At 65.3% G+C, this 15,717-nt stretch carries 21 protein-coding genes; 12 read left to right on the top strand and 9 right to left on the bottom strand.

Annotated elements, in window-relative coordinates; translation table 11 throughout:
• Positions 1-15 precede the first annotated feature (15 nt).
• Positions 16-660 carry a helix-turn-helix domain-containing protein gene (locus LIX00_RS14545; RefSeq protein ID WP_227353909.1) on the top strand — a complete coding sequence of 215 codons (645 nt, stop codon included), beginning with the start codon at positions 16-18 and terminating at the stop codon, positions 658-660.
• A gap of 71 nt (positions 661-731) precedes the next feature.
• Positions 732-1,088 carry a DUF7344 domain-containing protein gene (locus LIX00_RS14540; protein ID WP_227353908.1) on the top strand — a complete coding sequence of 119 codons (357 nt, stop codon included), beginning with the start codon at positions 732-734 and terminating at the stop codon, positions 1,086-1,088.
• Positions 1,089-1,099: 11 nt separating this feature from the next.
• Here the strand turns inward: LIX00_RS14540 and LIX00_RS14535 are convergent, their stop codons facing one another.
• From LIX00_RS14535 to LIX00_RS14525, 3 genes are all read right to left on the bottom strand, one after another.
• A complete protein-coding gene (locus LIX00_RS14535; protein WP_227353907.1) occupies positions 1,100-1,423 on the bottom strand; it encodes a ribbon-helix-helix protein in 324 nt (107 codons plus the stop codon).
• A gap of 39 nt (positions 1,424-1,462) precedes the next feature.
• A complete protein-coding gene (locus LIX00_RS14530) occupies positions 1,463-1,738 on the bottom strand; it encodes a hypothetical protein (RefSeq protein ID WP_227353906.1) in 276 nt (91 codons plus the stop codon).
• Between the two features lie 95 nt (positions 1,739-1,833).
• Positions 1,834-2,013, bottom strand: coding sequence for a hypothetical protein (locus LIX00_RS14525; protein ID WP_227353905.1), 180 nt, complete (start codon positions 2,011-2,013; stop codon positions 1,834-1,836).
• Between the two features lie 86 nt (positions 2,014-2,099).
• Between LIX00_RS14525 and LIX00_RS14520 the strand changes: the two genes are divergently transcribed.
• Complete coding sequence (locus LIX00_RS14520) at positions 2,100-3,023, top strand: HhH-GPD family protein (RefSeq protein WP_227353904.1); 924 nt, start codon at positions 2,100-2,102, stop codon at positions 3,021-3,023.
• A gap of 106 nt (positions 3,024-3,129) precedes the next feature.
• Here LIX00_RS14520 and LIX00_RS14515 read toward each other — a convergent pair whose 3' ends face one another.
• A complete protein-coding gene (locus LIX00_RS14515; protein ID WP_227353903.1) occupies positions 3,130-3,324 on the bottom strand; it encodes a hypothetical protein in 195 nt (64 codons plus the stop codon).
• Positions 3,325-3,366: 42 nt separating this feature from the next.
• Between LIX00_RS14515 and LIX00_RS14510 the strand changes: the two genes are divergently transcribed.
• From LIX00_RS14510 to LIX00_RS14475, 8 genes are all read left to right on the top strand, one after another.
• Positions 3,367-3,948 (top strand): NADPH-dependent FMN reductase, encoded by a 582-nt coding sequence (locus LIX00_RS14510; RefSeq protein ID WP_227353902.1) that lies wholly within the window; start codon positions 3,367-3,369, stop codon positions 3,946-3,948.
• An 87-nt stretch (positions 3,949-4,035) separates the two neighbouring features.
• Positions 4,036-4,623 (top strand): thymidine kinase, encoded by a 588-nt coding sequence (locus LIX00_RS14505; protein WP_227353901.1) that lies wholly within the window; start codon positions 4,036-4,038, stop codon positions 4,621-4,623.
• Between the two features lie 8 nt (positions 4,624-4,631).
• Positions 4,632-5,237 (top strand): YIP1 family protein, encoded by a 606-nt coding sequence (locus tag LIX00_RS14500; protein WP_227353900.1) that lies wholly within the window; start codon positions 4,632-4,634, stop codon positions 5,235-5,237.
• A 27-nt stretch (positions 5,238-5,264) separates the two neighbouring features.
• Positions 5,265-5,528 (top strand): hypothetical protein, encoded by a 264-nt coding sequence (locus LIX00_RS14495; protein WP_227353899.1) that lies wholly within the window; start codon positions 5,265-5,267, stop codon positions 5,526-5,528.
• Positions 5,529-5,635: 107 nt separating this feature from the next.
• Entirely contained in the window at positions 5,636-5,875 is a 240-nt protein-coding gene (locus tag LIX00_RS14490; protein WP_227353898.1) for a DUF8028 family protein, read from the top strand.
• 106 nt (positions 5,876-5,981) lie between these two features.
• Complete coding sequence (locus LIX00_RS14485; RefSeq protein WP_227353897.1) at positions 5,982-6,149, top strand: hypothetical protein; 168 nt, start codon at positions 5,982-5,984, stop codon at positions 6,147-6,149.
• A gap of 87 nt (positions 6,150-6,236) precedes the next feature.
• Entirely contained in the window at positions 6,237-8,255 is a 2,019-nt protein-coding gene (locus LIX00_RS14480; RefSeq protein WP_227353896.1) for a DHH family phosphoesterase, read from the top strand.
• Between the two features lie 133 nt (positions 8,256-8,388).
• Positions 8,389-10,050 (top strand): tRNA uridine(34) 5-carboxymethylaminomethyl modification radical SAM/GNAT enzyme Elp3, encoded by a 1,662-nt coding sequence (locus tag LIX00_RS14475; RefSeq protein WP_227353895.1) that lies wholly within the window; start codon positions 8,389-8,391, stop codon positions 10,048-10,050.
• A gap of 58 nt (positions 10,051-10,108) precedes the next feature.
• Here the strand turns inward: LIX00_RS14475 and LIX00_RS14470 are convergent, their stop codons facing one another.
• The 3 genes from LIX00_RS14470 to LIX00_RS14460 form a co-directional block, all read right to left on the bottom strand.
• Entirely contained in the window at positions 10,109-10,600 is a 492-nt protein-coding gene (locus LIX00_RS14470) for a YciE/YciF ferroxidase family protein (protein WP_227353894.1), read from the bottom strand.
• A 522-nt stretch (positions 10,601-11,122) separates the two neighbouring features.
• Positions 11,123-12,661, bottom strand: a complete 1,539-nt coding sequence (locus LIX00_RS14465; RefSeq protein ID WP_227353893.1) for an aldehyde dehydrogenase family protein — start codon at positions 12,659-12,661, stop codon at positions 11,123-11,125.
• Positions 12,662-12,754: 93 nt separating this feature from the next.
• The gene (locus LIX00_RS14460) at positions 12,755-13,573 is read right to left on the bottom strand and encodes an RIO1 family regulatory kinase/ATPase domain-containing protein (RefSeq protein ID WP_227353892.1); all 819 of its coding nucleotides are present in this window, start codon (positions 13,571-13,573) and stop codon (positions 12,755-12,757) included.
• A gap of 91 nt (positions 13,574-13,664) precedes the next feature.
• On the opposite strand from LIX00_RS14460, the gene LIX00_RS14455 reads away from it, so the two are divergent.
• Positions 13,665-14,807, top strand: coding sequence for an acyl-CoA dehydrogenase family protein (locus LIX00_RS14455; protein WP_227353891.1), 1,143 nt, complete (start codon positions 13,665-13,667; stop codon positions 14,805-14,807).
• Between the two features lie 12 nt (positions 14,808-14,819).
• Here LIX00_RS14455 and LIX00_RS14450 read toward each other — a convergent pair whose 3' ends face one another.
• Positions 14,820-15,353 carry a cob(I)yrinic acid a,c-diamide adenosyltransferase gene (locus LIX00_RS14450; protein WP_227353890.1) on the bottom strand — a complete coding sequence of 178 codons (534 nt, stop codon included), beginning with the start codon at positions 15,351-15,353 and terminating at the stop codon, positions 14,820-14,822.
• Complete coding sequence (locus LIX00_RS14445) at positions 15,350-15,592, bottom strand: glutaredoxin family protein (protein ID WP_227353889.1); 243 nt, start codon at positions 15,590-15,592, stop codon at positions 15,350-15,352. The genes LIX00_RS14450 and LIX00_RS14445 overlap by 4 nt, the downstream gene beginning before the upstream one ends.
• Positions 15,593-15,717 lie beyond the last annotated feature (125 nt).

The raw sequence follows: 15,717 nt of genomic DNA, 5'->3' as shown, positions 1-15,717 counted from the left end.
CGACCTGTAGTCCGTATGAGCGTTACAGCGGACTTGAGGATCTCCGGTGAACAGTTTCTGCTCGGTCGGGCCCTGTTCACCGACACGAACGTCCACGTCGAGTTGGAGCGCGTCGTCCCCGCCTCCCCGCAGGTGCTTCCGTTCTTCTGGGCCGTCGGCACCGAGTTCGAGAGTTTCGAAGCCGCCGTCCGGTCGAATCCGTACGTCGAAAATCTCGTCGCGCTCGACCGAGTGGACGATCGAGCGCTCTACCGCGTCGAGTGGAGCGAGGAGGTGGAGAGTTTCGTCTACGGTATCGCGGCGGTCGGCGCGACCATCCTCGAAGCGTCGGGGGACAGCGAGTGGCGCTTTCGTCTCCGGTTCGACGATCACAACCAGCTGTCCGAGTTTCACGACTACTGCGCCGAACACGGAATCGAGTACCGCCTCGACCGAGTGATGACCGACATGAACGTGGATCAACGGGAGTTCGGACTGACGGCCGAACAGCGGGAGGCGCTGGTTCTCGCCGTCGAGCGCGGGTACTTCGACGTGCCTCGGGGTGTGACGCTCGGCGACCTCGCCGAAGAGATCGGCATCTCACAGCAGGCGCTCTCGGAGCGCGTTCGTCGCGCCGCGGGAAACGTCCTCCAAGTGGCCCTCCTCGACGCCGACGAGTAGGGGCGCGCCCATAAAACGGCCTGTTATAACAAGCACCACCACTAATCCGGACACGCCGTTTTTCGTGAACGATGGCCAACAGGGGGGACGATTCACCGCTCGATGCCAGCGAAACTCCGTCTGATCCGTCTCTATCGACGCTTCAAGACGCGGTAGAGACGTTCGGACTGCCGACCCTCCTCGGCGTGCCGCCGGAACTCCACGGCTTGCTCGCTTCCGAGCAGCGACAGGCCGTTCTCGCACGGCTCCACGAGACGGACGGGCGGGCGACCGTCGCCGAGTTGGCCGACCACCTCGTCGCGACCGACGTCGAACGCGACGAGCGGCGAGCGCGAACCGCGCTCCACCACGTCCACCTCCCGAAGCTTTCCGGCGGCGGACTGGTGGCGTGGGATCGACGGGACGACGTGGTCACCGCGTTACTCTAGGAACGACCGCGTCAGAACTGATACCGGCGCTCGTCGTCGCGCTGGGGGAACTGGTTCGCACCCGTCATCTCCTCGAACGTCATGCCGGAGAGATACTCGTCGTAGGTCACGTCGTACGTCCCCCTGAGGTGGAAGTCGAGGTTCCCCGTCTCGACCGCGGACTGGAACAGCAAGTGGATAGCGCGGCGGACGAGTTCGTCCGAGTCGTCGGGGTCGAACGCGGCGCGGAGCATGGCGAGTTCGTTTCGCGACTCCCGGTCGAGACTCACGGAGAGTTCCTCGTCGAGCGCGGAGTAGGCGGCTTCGACGTCGTCCGTCAGGTCGTCGAGACTCATGGACGGGTGGTGGAGCGGGGACGGCATACCGCTTTCGCTCTAGAACTCCTCGTCGCAGTACCGACAGACGTCTCGGCTGGCGAAGTTACGCGCGCTGCAGTTCGGACAGACGATGAAGTGCTGGGACTCCGGACTCGATTCGCGAGCCGACCGGCCGCCCCGACGTCGGCGGAGCGACATACCGATTCCGGCGAGGACGAACGCACCCCCTAGCGCGAACCACGCCGCGGGATTGCGCGCGAAGACGAGGGGCGCAACCGGGGCGACGATGATAACGACGCCGACGAGGAACAGCGTGGAGGGCCGTACGTGCATCCTCGGAGGATTACGACGAGCGAGCAATAAGCCTTCAGGTTATCGAATTCCGGATGCCACGCGGTGGCGAAGCGCATTTCGGCCGTCGAAATCGGTCATTCGACGGCCTCGAATTGAGGGGCGTTTCGTTCGGCGAGTTTCAGCACCAACGCGGAACCGAGGCAGCACGCGCCGAGGACGAACCACAGCCACGGTCCCGCCCGAAAGTACGCGGAGACGGCGTACGGCCCCAGCGCGAGGGCCACCCCGAGGGCGGCGAGGGTTTTCGGACGCATACCGGGGGAGTCGCTCCGCCGAGGATAAGCTTTTCCGTCGTCCGCGAACCGCTATCGGTAAACCGAATCGGGCCGAAGCGTGGGCGATGACCGACACGGCGCGGTCGCTCCCGGACGACACCGACGCGGTACGCGACGCCCTCGTCTCGTGGTACGAGGACGACCACCGGACGTTTCCGTGGCGCGAGACGGACGACCCCTACGCCATCCTCGTCTCCGAGGTGATGAGCCAGCAGACGCAACTCGGACGCGTCGTCGAAGCGTGGGACGCGTTCCTCGACCGCTGGCCGACCGTCGAGGCGCTCGCGGAGGCGGACCGCTCGGACGTGGTCGGCTTCTGGACGGGCCACAGCCTCGGCTACAACAACCGCGCGAAGTACCTCCACGAGGCCGCAGAGCAAGTCACCGCGGAGTACGGCGGCGAGTTCCCCGAGACGCCGAAGGAACTCGAGAACCTGCAGGGCGTCGGTCCGTACACCGCGAACGCGGTCGCCTCCTTCGCGTTCAACGAGGGGAACGCCGTCGTGGACACCAACGTCAAGCGCGTCCTCTACCGCGCGTTCGACGTACCGGACGACGACACCGCCTTCGAGGCGGTCGCGAGCGAACTCATGCCCGAAGGCGAATCGCGCGTCTGGAACAACGCGATCATGGAACTCGGCGGCGTCGCCTGCGAGAAGACGCCCGCTTGCGACGAGGCGGGGTGCCCGTGGCGCGAGTGGTGCCACGCCTACGAGGTCGGCGACTTCACCGCCCCCGACGTTCCCACGCAACCGAAATTCGAGGGGTCGCGCAGGCAGTTCCGCGGGCGCGTGGTCTCGGTGCTCAAAGAGTACGACGAACTTCCCCTCTCGAAACTCGGGCCGCGCGTCAGGGTGGATTACGGCGGCGACCACGGCGAGGAGTGGCTCCACGAGTTGTGTTCGGATTTGGAAGACGACGGGTTGGTGGAACTGGAGAACGGAGAGGGCGACGAGAGCGGTGAGTCGTTCGCGCGGCTCAGGCGGTAACGCCGCGTCTTTCGAGGAATTCGCGCAGAACCGACTCCGCTTCTCGAAACGTCGCTTCGTCCTCGAATCGCAACCGGCGGATTATAGACGAGCGACATCGCGCCCGTCAGCAACCGACCGACGAAGATCGGAATCGGATCGAGCGCCAGTCGAGCGGGAGCGTCATCGTGTTTCGGTTCGCGCGCACGTCGTCGAGACTCGACGGGCAGTACAACCAGCGGGTTCGGAAACCGACACCACTCACGCGAAGCGACGCGCCTGAGACGGCGTACTCGCGGTGAACGCTTTCCCCGAGTGACACTTCATCGCTCCTTATTTCGCCCTCCCGGTTCCATACCACTCCATGGTGAACCAGCCACACGTCGTCGCCATCTGCGGCAGTCTCCGAGACGAGAGCGTCACCTGCGTCGCGCTCCAGCGCGCGCTCACGGGCGCCGAACGGGCGGGCGGAACCGGCGAACTCCTCGACCTGCGCGAGTTCGACCTGCCGCTGTTCGACGCGGACGACAGGGCGGTGGGCGACGCTCCGGAACTCAAACGCCGCGTGCGCGAGGCGGACACGGTCATCCTCGGCACGCCGGTGTACCACGGATCGTACTCCTCCCCCCTGAAGACGGCGCTCGACTACTGCGGATTCGACGAGTTCGAACAGAAGACAGTCGGCCTGCTCGCGGTGTCGGGGGGTCGATTTCCGGTCACGGCGATGGACCACCTCCGATCGGTCTGTCGGGCGCTCGACGCGTGGGTGCTTCCGTATCAGGCCGCCGTACCCCGGTCGCACGGCGCGGTGCGGAACGGGACGTTCACGGACGAGGAACTGGAAGACCGCGTCGTGACGCTGGGACGGCAGGTGGTGCGGTACTCGAAGATAGAACCGTGCCCGGCGAGTTTCGAGAGCGAGGAGAACGTCGGCGCGGTGGAGTAATCTTTCGTCGCCCGAGCGCCGCACCGAATTCGAGTCTGCCACGCGAATAAGCAACCCTTTTGACGCCGGATTGAGCGCAGTTCGGGTATGCACAAAATCACGAACAGCGGGTGGGTCGAGGTCATCACCGGCTGTATGTTCTCCGGGAAGACGGAGGAACTGCTGCGTCGGCTTCGTCGCGCGGAGATCGCAGGGCAGGAGGTCGCCGTGTTCAAGCCGGCGCTCGACGACCGCTACGGCGAGGACACGGTCGGCTCGCACGACGGGGGCTCGTGGGAGGCGACCGTGGTCGAACCCGGCGACGAGGGGGTCTGGGCGATTCGGGAACGACTGAACGGCGAGCAGGTCGTCGCCGTGGACGAGGCGAACTTCTTCTCCGCCGAACTCGTCGCCGTCTGCGAGCGACTCGCCGAGGACGGAAGACGCGTCATCGTCAGCGGCACCGACCAGACGTTCCGCGGCGAGCCGTTCGACCCGCTTCCGCAACTCATCTCGCTGTCGGAGTACGTCGAGAAGTTACAGGCCATCTGCGCGACGTGCGGCGAACCCGCGACGCGGAACCAGCGGCTCATCGACGGCGAACCGGCGCACGTCGACGACCCGACGATTCTGGTCGGCGCGCAGGAATCCTACGAAGCGCGCTGTCGGAACTGTCATACCCTCCGCACCGAGTAGGGATAACCGTGACACAGTGGGTCGAGAATCCGACGGGCGGGCGCGACCGCGGTCCGCAGGCCGTGCTTCGCGCGTGGGTCGAAGTGATGGTGCGACCTCGACGGTTCTTCAACACGGGGGTCGCGCCCGGCGACCAAGCGCCGGGGATGGTGTTCGGCGTGCTCGTGACGCTGACGTCGGTCGCCTCCCGGATGGCGTTCGGCGAGTTGACCGTCGGCGACGTCGCGGGGAGCCCGCTTCTCACGAAACTCCTCGCGTTGGCGCTGGTCGGGCTGTTCGTCGCGCCACTCGTTCTCCACCTGACGGCGGCGCTCCAGACGGTCATCCTGATGGTTCTCGTTCCCAACCGGGCGGGCATCAGCGAGACGGTGCAGGTCATCGGCTACTCGGTCGCACCCTGTCTGTTCGCGGGCCTCCCCGCGCCCGAACTGCGCGTCGTCTGCACCCTGTACGGCGCGCTCCTGCTCGTCGTCGGCGTCAAGGAAGTCCACCACACGTCCTACGTTCGCGCGGCGCTCGCGGCGGCGCTCCCCGCGGCGCTCGTGTTCGGCTACGGATTCGGCGGTAAGGCGGCGCTGGAAATCCTCGCCCGCTCCGCAGCGGTACCGTGGTAATTAAGGCAGGGACGCCGTATCGAAAGTATGCTCAACTTGCGCATCGACGATTTCATGGTCGAGCTGAAGGATGGTGCCATCAAAAACGTCGGCCCGTCGAACAAGACGGGGTCGGCGAAGCTGTTCGACGTGGAGTCGGCGGAGGTACGCGAGTTCGGCGACAAGCGCGTGAAACTGGTGTTCGAGGACGACGAGGGTAACGAAGTGCAGGTCGCACTGTTCCCGGAAAAGGTCCGAAAAATAGCATCAGATATAGAAAGATTAGAGGACGATAGCCCAGTTTTCGAGTAAACTCGAATTTTTCTCGGCGCTCGGGTGAGCCTCGCGCACGCTCTTCTTTCGATTCGTTAAGCGGCCAATAATAATACCGTGGTACGTAGTAGCACATTCCGCGGAGCATGTCCACCATCACTGACCCCGAGACGAGAGAAAACCGCTCGAACGAGGAGGAGAACGAGTCGACCGCGTTCTCGCTTTCGGCCCCGGTTCGGCTCGTCGGTTTCTGGATGGCCATCGCCCTCCCGTTCCTCTATCTCCCCCTGCTGACGGCCGGCCTCGAAACGACCGGACAACGACAGACGTTCGTCCTGCTTTTGGCGCTGAACGTGATCGCCTTGGCGGTGGGACACCGGCACTGAACGGGGGCGTAACCCGCCGCTAAGCCGTTACTTATCCGTTACCGCGCGACGCACGACTTCCATTAGCGAGCCTATAACTATGCTCTCTCTCGGCGGAGGGAGGCGTATGTCCCAATCGGCGATGACCGTCGGTTGCCCCCACTGCGGGACGGCCTCGACGGTCGATATGGTGACCACGAACGGGGATGCGAGCCGTCCCGACGAAACGCGGCTGAAAGGGAGACGAGTGGACTGTCGCCACTGCGGTAGCGATTTTTCCTTCTACCACTATTAGCGCTCGGTCGTGCGGTTCGGCGAGACCGATATCCGCGTCGGGATTTCGACAACCGTTTTAGGCCGGGACTATTCTGTGCCAGTATAAATGGGTAACTGCGTCATCTGCGGGACGCCTGTCGACGGCGAAATTTGCGCCAGTCACGAACAGGACGTCCTCTTCGAATTCGAAGGTAACCGCCCCGAACAGCTCACCCGAGGACGATACTACAGCGGTAGCGTGGACGGCTTCGCCGACTTCGGCGTCTTCATCGATATCGGCGACAGCGTGACCGGTCTGCTTCACAAGAGCGAGCTGGACCAGCGACTCGACAGCCTCGACTGGGAAAAAGGCGACACGGTGTACGTCGAGGTGCTCGGCGTCCGCGACAACGGGAACGTGGACCTCGGGTGGTCGATACGCCAGGCGGAACGCGAGTTCCGCGGCAAACTCGTGCAGGACGCCGAGGGGACACACCAACCCGACGAGGAAACCGAGAGCGAGCAGTCGACCGCCGACGGGGCGAACGCGGAACAGCAACCGGAGCCGCCAACGACGACCGACGGCTCCGGAACCGCGGTCGGTGACGCGACGCTCCCCGAACACGACGAGCCGCCGGAGCGCGTCACCATCGAATCGCTCGGCGAGCGCGTCGGCGAGCGCGTCCAAATCGAGGGCGAGATAGTCGGCGCGAGCCAGACGAGCGGTCCGACGGTGTTCGAACTCCGCGACGAAACCGCCGTCGTCGACTGCGCGGCCTTCAAGGAAGCCGGCGTCCGCGCGTACCCCGAAGTGGACACCGACGACGTGGTTCGACTGGTCGGCGAGGTCGAACTCAGAAACAACGAACTGCAGGTCGAGACGGAGCAGTTGGACGCGCTCACCGACGACGAGGAAGCCGCCGTCCACGACCGACTGGCCGAAGCGCTGGAGGACGAGGCGCGTCCCGAAGACGTCGACCTGCTCGCCGACGACTCGCTGGTCGAGGCGATTCACGACGACATCCGGGACGCCGCGAGCGCGATTCGCCGCGCGGTCATCGAGTCCCGACCCGTCATCGTCCGACACAACGCGACCGCCGAGGGCTACGTGGCCGGCGCGGCGCTGGAGCGCGCCGTCCTCCCGCTGGTGCGCGAGGAGCACGCCCGGAGCGACGCGCAGTACCACTTCTTCGACCGCCGTCCCCTCGAGGACGGCTTCTACGACATGGAGGACGCGACGAAGGACGCGACCACCATGCTCGACAACCGCGAGCGCCACGACGAGAAACTCCCGCTCTTCGTGCTCGTCGACGCCGGAAGCACCGTCGAATCGAGCGACGGTCTCTCCCTGCTCGACATCTACGGCGCACCGCACGTCATCGTCGACACGCACTACCCGGACGAGGACGTCGCCGAGACGGCGGACGTCGTCGTCAACCCCTTCCTCGGCGACTCGGACGAGGGCGCGACCGTCGGCGTCCTCGGCGCGAACGTCGCGGCCCACGTCAACGCCGACGTGCGCGAGGACGTGGCCCACCTCCCGGCCGTCAGCTACTGGGAGGACGCCCCCGCGGAGTACGTCGAACTGGCCGAGGAGGCCGGCTACGACGAGGCACACGTCACGGCGCTGCGCGAGGCGGTCGCGCTGGAGGCGTACTACCAGTCCTACGAGGACAAGCGCGAACTCATCACCGACCTGCTCTTCGAGCACGCGAAACGCGACCTCGCCGAGCACATCAGCGAGCAGTTCCGGACGAAACTCGAGGACGAACTCGACACCGCGGAGCCGAACCTCTCGGTCCGCGGCGCGAACGGCGTCACCTTCACCGTCCTCGACACGGACGCCTACACCCACCGCTTCGATTTCCCGCCCACGAACGTCCTCCTGGACGCGCTCCACCGCCGCGACATCACGGGCAGGCCGGGCGGCCCGAACGTCACCCTCGGCCTCGCTGACGACGAACTCCACATCCGGAGCGACGGGAGCGTCAACGTCCGCGACATCGCCGACACGGCACGCGAGCGAGCCCCGGAGGCCGGAATCGTCCCCGTCGGCACGCGCGACGGGAAACTCGAGTTCCTCCGCGGCGAGCGCGACGCCGCGCTGGACGCGGTCATCGAATCCGTCAGCGAGCGCGTGAACTAGGGGACGAGGTCGTTCGTCTCGCCGTTTTTCCGTCGTCCGCGATTTTCGGTCGTTTCGTCGGTCGAACCGAGAGAGGAACCGAAACCATCCGTAGACGACACCCTTATCCGGCGGAACCGACGACTACGAAGCAATGAGCACCGAGACGCCGGACGCCGCGGAGACCGAGGCGTTCGAGCAGGTCTGCGAGGAGCTCGTCGACCGAATCTTGGCGGGCGAGGTCGAGCGCGACGACGTGGAGCGCGCGAAACTCGAGGCCTGTTCGGAGCACTCGGCGCCGAAGGTGCCGAAGAACTCGGAGATTCTCGATTTCGCGCCGAGCGAGCGCCGCGAGGAGCTGGAAGCGGTGCTCCGGCGCAAACCGGTTCGCACCGCCTCGGGCGTCTCGCCGGTCGCCATCATGACCAGCCCGCACCGGTGCCCGCACGGGAAGTGCCTCTACTGCCCCGGCGGCCCGGGCTCCGAATTCTCCTCCTCGCAGAGCTACACGGGCCACGAACCGGCGGCGGCGCGGGGCGTGCAGAACGACTACGACCCCTACGGGCAGGTCACCCTTCGGCTGGAACAGCTACGGGAGATCGGCCACCCCGTCGACAAGGTCGAACTCATCCTGATGGGCGGGACGATGACCGCCCGGAGTCACGACTACCAGGAGTGGTTCGTCAAGCGCGCGCTGGAGGCGATGAACGACTACGACGTGGACAAGGAGCCGGAACCGGCGGAGGGCGAGAGTTTCGCCCAGAGCCCGGAGGAGTACGAGTTCCGCTACCTGGAGGACGTCATCGCCGAGAACGAGACGGGCGACGTGCGGAACATCGGCACGACGTTCGAGACGAAACCCGACTGGTGCGATCCCGAGCAGATAGACCGGATGCTCGATTTGGGCGGGACGAAGGTCGAAGTCGGCGTCCAGACCACCTTCGAACGGATCAACCGGGAGATGCACCGCGGTCACGGCGCGCAGGCCTCCATCGAAGCCAACCAACGCCTTCGAGACTCGGCGTTCAAGGTCGGTTTCCACATGATGCCCGGCCAGCCCGGCATGTCGAAGGAGATGTGCCTGGAGGATTTCAGGCGCATCTTCGAGGACGAGAAGTGGAAGCCGGACTACCTCAAGATATACCCGACGCTCGTGGTTCGGGGCACCGCGACCTACGACTGGTGGTACGAGGGCGAGTACGAACCCCTGCGAAACGAGGAGGCCGCCGAACTCGTCGCGGAGGTGAAATCGATGATTCCGAAGTACGTCCGCCTCCAGCGCGTCCAGCGCGACATCCCCGCCGACTTCATCGACGCCGGGGTGTGGAAGTCGAACCTCCGCCAACTCGCGCGACAGAAGATGGACGAGCACGGCTGGACGTGCGACTGCATCCGCTGTCGCGAGGTCGGTATGAACGACCGCGAACCGGAATCGGTCGAACTCGACGTGCTGACGTACGACGCCGCCGGGGGTACGGAACACTTCATCAGCTTCGAAGACCCGGACAACGACCTGCTCGTCGGCTTCTGTCGACTGCGGTTCCCCGGCGACCCCGTGCGCCGCGAACTCGAAAACGCCGCGCTCGTCCGCGAACTCCACGTCTACGGGAGCGAGGTGTCGGTGGGTGCGGCGAGCGAGGAAAGCCAACACCAGCACCGCGGCTACGGACGACGCCTGATGGAGAGAGCCGAAGAAATCGCCGCCGACGCGGGCTACGACAAGGTGAGCGTCATCTCCGGCATCGGCGCGCGGGAGTACTACCGGAACAAACTCGGCTACCATCAGGACGGTCCCTACGTCAGCAAACGCGTCTAAGACGTCGGTTCCCGTCGAAAAAGAGCGTCGAGCTCGCCGACGGCGAATCGCCTCGGTTCTACGCGGGGACGGACTCCACGTCGTACTCTTCCGTGAGCGACTTGAGTTTGTCGAGCGCCTCCTCTTCCTCGCGCAGATTCGCTTCGAGGAGGTCGGCCACCTCGTCGTGGCCGAGTTTGTCGGCCATGAACGTCAGATTTCCGTACGCGGCGATTTCGAGGTGTTCGGTCTTCTCGGCGGCGGCCGTGTCGAACAGGTTCAACACGTTCTGTTCGGGGTCGTCGTCGCTGAACTCGTGGTGGTCTTGCACGAGGCCGTCCAGCGCGTGTACCTGCTTTTTCTCCGGCGATTCGCCGATTTTATCGAAGACCTCTTCGAGGCGGTTCACGTGCTCTTCCGTCTCCTCTTTGTGCTCGCGGAAGGCGTCCTCGATGCCGTCGTGGTCGACTTCCTCGCCGAGTTCCTCGAGCACGTCGACGAGCTGGTTCTCGACGTAGTACATCTCCTTCAGCCCCTCTTGGAACAGGTCGGTAAGCGTATCTCCGCTCATAGCACCCGAGACGACTACCGCGATTTCAGTAAACGAACGAGTTGCATTGGCAACCTCCTTAAGCGAAGGCCGTCCGCGCTTCGCGCGACGCTGGCCGCGTTGCACAGCTTTATCAGGGAGAAGGCAAAATGGTCGAACGCCGATGTGCGACGCTTTTCTCGTCGTGTGTCGGCATAGGGACTGTGCGCCTCGTCGCGTGGGTTTGGTCGGGAACCCACAGGCTTCCGGAAGCCACCACCCAACCCCCTCGTCTTGACGCCGTCTTCTTCCACGACGAACTGCGTCACCCGTAGAGCACGCCGACGAACGACGTAACGACGAGGAGTGCCCCGAAGACGACGAACGCGAGCGCGAACGAGGCGGCGTCCCCCGTCCGCAATCCGCTGACCGCGAGAAGTGCGAGACCGACCGCGAGGGTATCGTCCCGATTCGCGGCCGTAGTCGCCGCCGTCTCCTAAAAAAATACGCTCACCCGACGTCGTTCGGAGACGACGGACGGTCGTCTCGCGGGACTCGGCGTCCTTAGTTTTCGTCCTCGGTCTTGATGTCCGCCGAGAGTCCCTGCGCCATTTGGATGTCCTTCGAGTTGTTTATCGTCCACGCCGTGCGCTCCGTGACGGCCTCGATGGCTTCGCGGGCGCTCGGGTAGCCGTTGCCCGATTTCTTCACGCCGCCGAACGGGAGTTGGACCTCCGCGCCGATGCACGGCAGGTTACCGTAGGCGAGACCGATTTCGGCGTTGTCGCGGAAGTAGTTTATCTGGCGGTAGTCCTCGCTGATGATGGCTCCGGCCAGTCCGTAGGGCGTGTCGTTGTGAATCTCGACCGCGTCCTCGATGTCGCCCGAGTAGGACATCAGGGCGACGTGCGGGCCGAAGACCTCCTCGTGGATGCAGCGCAGGTCGGGGCTGTACTCGACCTCGTAGACGAACGGGCCGACCCAGTAACCGTCCTCGTGACCCTCCGGAATCTCGTCGTCGTCCAGTTCCTCGCGGTCGACGAGCACGGTCGCGCCCTCGTCCTTCGCGAGTTGGTTGTACTTGCCGAACTTCTCGACCTGCTCTTCGTTGACCAGCGGACCCATGAACGTGTTCTCGTCCAGCGGGTCGCCGACCGAGACGTTCTCGGCGAGGTCGACGAAGCGCTCCTTGAACTCGTCGTACACGTCCTCGTGGACGATGAGACGCTCGCTGGAGACGCAGCGCTGACCGGTCGTCTTGAACGAGGACATGACGGCGCTGTGAACCGCGGTGTCGAGGTCGGCGTTCTCGGTGATGACGATGCCGTTCTTTCCGCCCATCTCGCAGGCCGCGAGCTTACCGGGTTCGCCGCCGACCTTGCCCGCGATTTTGTGGCCGACCTCAGAGGAACCGGTGAAGAGGACGGTCGCCACGCGCTCGTCCTCGACGATGGCGTTTCCGGCGTCGCCGAAGCCCTGTACCATGTTGAACACCCCGTCCGGCACGCCGGCGTCCTCCATCATCTCCGCGATGATCTGGCCGCAGTGGGGCGTCTGCTCGGCGGGCTTCCAGACGACCGTGTTCCCCTCCACGAGCGCGATGGCCATGTGCCAGAACGGGATGGCGACCGGGAAGTTCCACGGCGTGATGCAACCGATGATGCCCCGCGGCTTCCGGCGCATGTAGGCGTCCTTGCTCGGAATCTCGCTCGGCACCACGTCGCCGTGGGGGTGACGGGCGTTGCCCGCGGCCCACTCGACCATGTGCGCCGCCTCGACCACGTCGGCTTTCCCCTCGCTAATCTCCTTGCCGCACTCTTTGGTGATGACCTCGCCGAGTTCGTCGGTGCGCTCGCGCAGTTCGTGGTAGATGTCCCAGAGGTACTCCGCGCGGTTGATGTACGAGAGGCTCGCCCACTCGTCCTCGGCTTCTTCTGCCGCCGAGAGCGCGGCGTCGACGTCCGCGGGGGTGCCGCGGCGGAACTCGCCCAGCGTCTCCTTCGTCGCCGGGTTGACGCTCTCGAACGTGTCGTCGCCGTCGCCCTCGACCCACTCGCCGCCGATGTAGTGACCGTAGACCTGCTGGCTCGCTTGTTGGCTCATATCTTCGATAGGAACTCGGGCGGGTACGCTAAAAAAGTCTCCCAATTTTGCCGGGTGGCGCGCGTCGTTACCCACCTCTCGTCCCGCCGCCCGTCAACCGGTCTCCCCTTCTTCCGCGTCGGCGAGTTTCTCGATTTCCCCCTTCACGCTCGCCGCGTCGAAGTCGTGGTCGGGGCGCATGTTCACGAAGTCGAGGAACTCCCGTGCGCCGAGCAGTTCCTCGGCGGAGTAGTGCTCGCGCGCGGCGATGACCGCGTCGCGGGCCCCGATGAGGGGCGCGAGCGACGCCAGCGCGCACGCGAGGTCGTACGACCGAGCCTCGTCGATTCGCTCCTCGTTGACGCTCGTCGCGTCGATGAAGTATATCTCACCGTCCGAGACGAGGACGTTCTCCCCGCGCAGGTCGCCGTGAGCTAGGTGATTGTCGTGCATGCGCGAGAGCGATTCGAACAGTTCCGGCGCGCGCTCGCGCACGGTCGCCTCCGGTAGCTCCTCGAACGTCTCGAACTCCGGCAGGTACTCCAACACCAGCACGCCGAGACCGTCGGCCTCGAACGCCTCGATGGGCGTGGGGACGTTCAACCCGATTTCGCGCATCTCGCGCGTCGCTTCCAGTTCGTGCTCCGCCATCTCCCGCGGTCCGGCGAAGTGTTCGAAAAATCCCTCCGTGCCGCTGGAGAAGGCGCCCAAGTTGCGCGCGCTGGTGAAAAGGGCGTGGACGAGCGAGTTCTGGGCCGACGTTATCTTGACGAACCACCGGTCGTCCACGACGCAGGGCGTCGAGAGCCAGTTGTCCGCGTCGATGAACTCGACGCGAATCTCGTCGCGGTCGTACCGCTCTGCGAGTTCGCGGAGAACCGTCTCGAGCCGTGGCCACTCGATGGTGCCGCGTACCAGCCGGCGAATTCCCATCACCGTATTAAAACGGCGAGAGCACATAAATCGTTCCCGGCCGGCAGAGGGCTTCGCTGTCTTTATAGCGGAACCCGCGCAAATTTTGCGCATGGATTTCAACCTCCCCGACGAGCACAGGATGGTGCGGGACACCGTCCGGCAGTTCTGCGACGAGGAGATAGAGCCCATCGCACAGGAGATCGAGAGCGAACACCGCTTCCCCGAGGAGGTGTTCGACCAACTCGCCGACCTCGACATGATGGGCGTCCCGGTCGGCGAGGAGTACGGCGGTCTCGGCGGCGACCAGTTGATGTACGCCCTCGTCACCGAGGAGTTAGGTCGCGTCTCCGGCTCCATCGGTCTCTCCTACGCGGCCCACGTCTCGCTCGCGTCGAAACCCATCGAACTGTTCGGCACGGACGACCAGAAGGAACGCTGGCTTCGCCCGCTCGCGGAGGGGGAGTACTTGGGTTCGTGGGCGCTCACTGAACCCGGTTCCGGTTCCGACGCCAGCGACATGGACACCCGCGCCGAACGGGACGGCGACGAGTGGGTGCTGAACGGAACGAAGCAGTTCATCACGAACGCCAACGTCGCCGGAAGCGTGCTCGTGAAGGCCGTCACCGACCCCGATGCGGGTTACGGCGGCATCTCGACGTTCATCGTCGACCCCGAGGAGGACGACGGGTTCGAGGTCACGACCGTCTGGGACAAGATGGGGCTCAACGCCTCGCCCACCTGCGAGATTCAGCTCTCGGACGTGCGCCTCCCCGAAGACCGCTTACTCGGCGAGGAGGGCGAGGGCTGGGAGCAGACGAAGAAGACGCTCGACGGGGGCCGAATCAGCATCGCCGCGCTCTCGACCGGCATCGCGCAGGGCGCGTTCGAGGCCGCCCACGAGTACAGCAAGGAGCGCGAGCAGTTCGGCCGGCCGATCTGCAAGTTCGACGCCATCCGCAACAAGATCGTGGACATGGACAGGAAGATAGAGCGCTCGCGCCTGCTCACCCACAAGGCGGCCTGCAAGTACGACGAGGGCTACTCCGTCTCCCACGAGAGCGCGCTGGCGAAACTCGACGCCAGCGAGTCCGCCCGGGAGGTTTCGGAGGACGCCGTGCAGGTGCTCGGCGGCTACGGCTACACCGAGGATTTCGCCCCGCAGCGGTTCCTGCGGGACGCGAAGTTGATGGAGATCGGCGAGGGGACGAGCGAGATTCAGCACCTCGTCATCGGTCGGGAACTGGGTCTGTAACGAGAAAGAAGCTCAGTACGTCGGACTCTCTTCTCGCTCCCCGTCGCGCTTGTTCACCACGCGGGCGAAGACGAACAGGGCGTCGGACAGCCGATTCAGGTAGGTCACGGCGTCGTCGTTCACGTCCTCGTCGTTCTCCAGCGCGACCGCCCGACGCTCGGCCCGGCGGCAGACGGTTCGGGCGTGGTGGAGGTTCGCGCCCGCCTCGCTCCCGCCGGGGAGGATGAACGAGGTGAGCGGGTCGAGTTCGTCGTCGTAGGAATCCATCCACGATTCGAGCAGGTCGGCGTGTTCCGCGCCGACCCGCGGGTCGTCCTCGTCGGGTTCCGGGTTGGCGAAGTCCGCCTGCACGACGTGGAGGTGGTTCTGGACCTCCCGGAGGTGGTCGTCCACGTCGTCGTGACCCGTCGGTCGGCACCGCCCGACGAGGGCGTTCAACTCGTCCACCGTGCCGTACGCCTCGATGCGCGGACTCGCCTTCGAGACGCGCGACATGTCGCGCAGGTCGGTCTTCCCGGCGTCGCCGCGCCCGGTGTAGATTTTCATGCGAGCGACCGCTCCACGTACTCGACGATGTTGTCGCTCTCGGCCATCGTGACGCCCGAATCGCGGTTCACGAGCACGGGAACCGCGCGCTGACCGCTGACGCGCTTTACCTCGTCCCGCTTCGAGTGCAGCGCTTCGACCCACTCGGTTTCGTACTCCACGCCCGCGTCGTCGAGCGCGTCGTGGGCTTTCTCGCAGTACGGACAGCCGTCGAGCGAGTACAGCGTTATCGAAGGCATGGTCGGACAGAGGGACGCGAGCGTAAAGTAAGCTACCGTCCCGGTCCCCGACGGGGGAGAGCTCCGTCCCGCGGGTGACCCCCGGCCACCGTCCGCGACGAACCGTTCGGAGTCCGGAGCACACC

Source organism: Haladaptatus salinisoli (assembly GCF_020614375.1).
Lineage (GTDB): Archaea > Halobacteriota > Halobacteria > Halobacteriales > Haladaptataceae > Haladaptatus > Haladaptatus salinisoli.
This window is presented reverse-complemented; position numbering and strand designations above follow the sequence as displayed.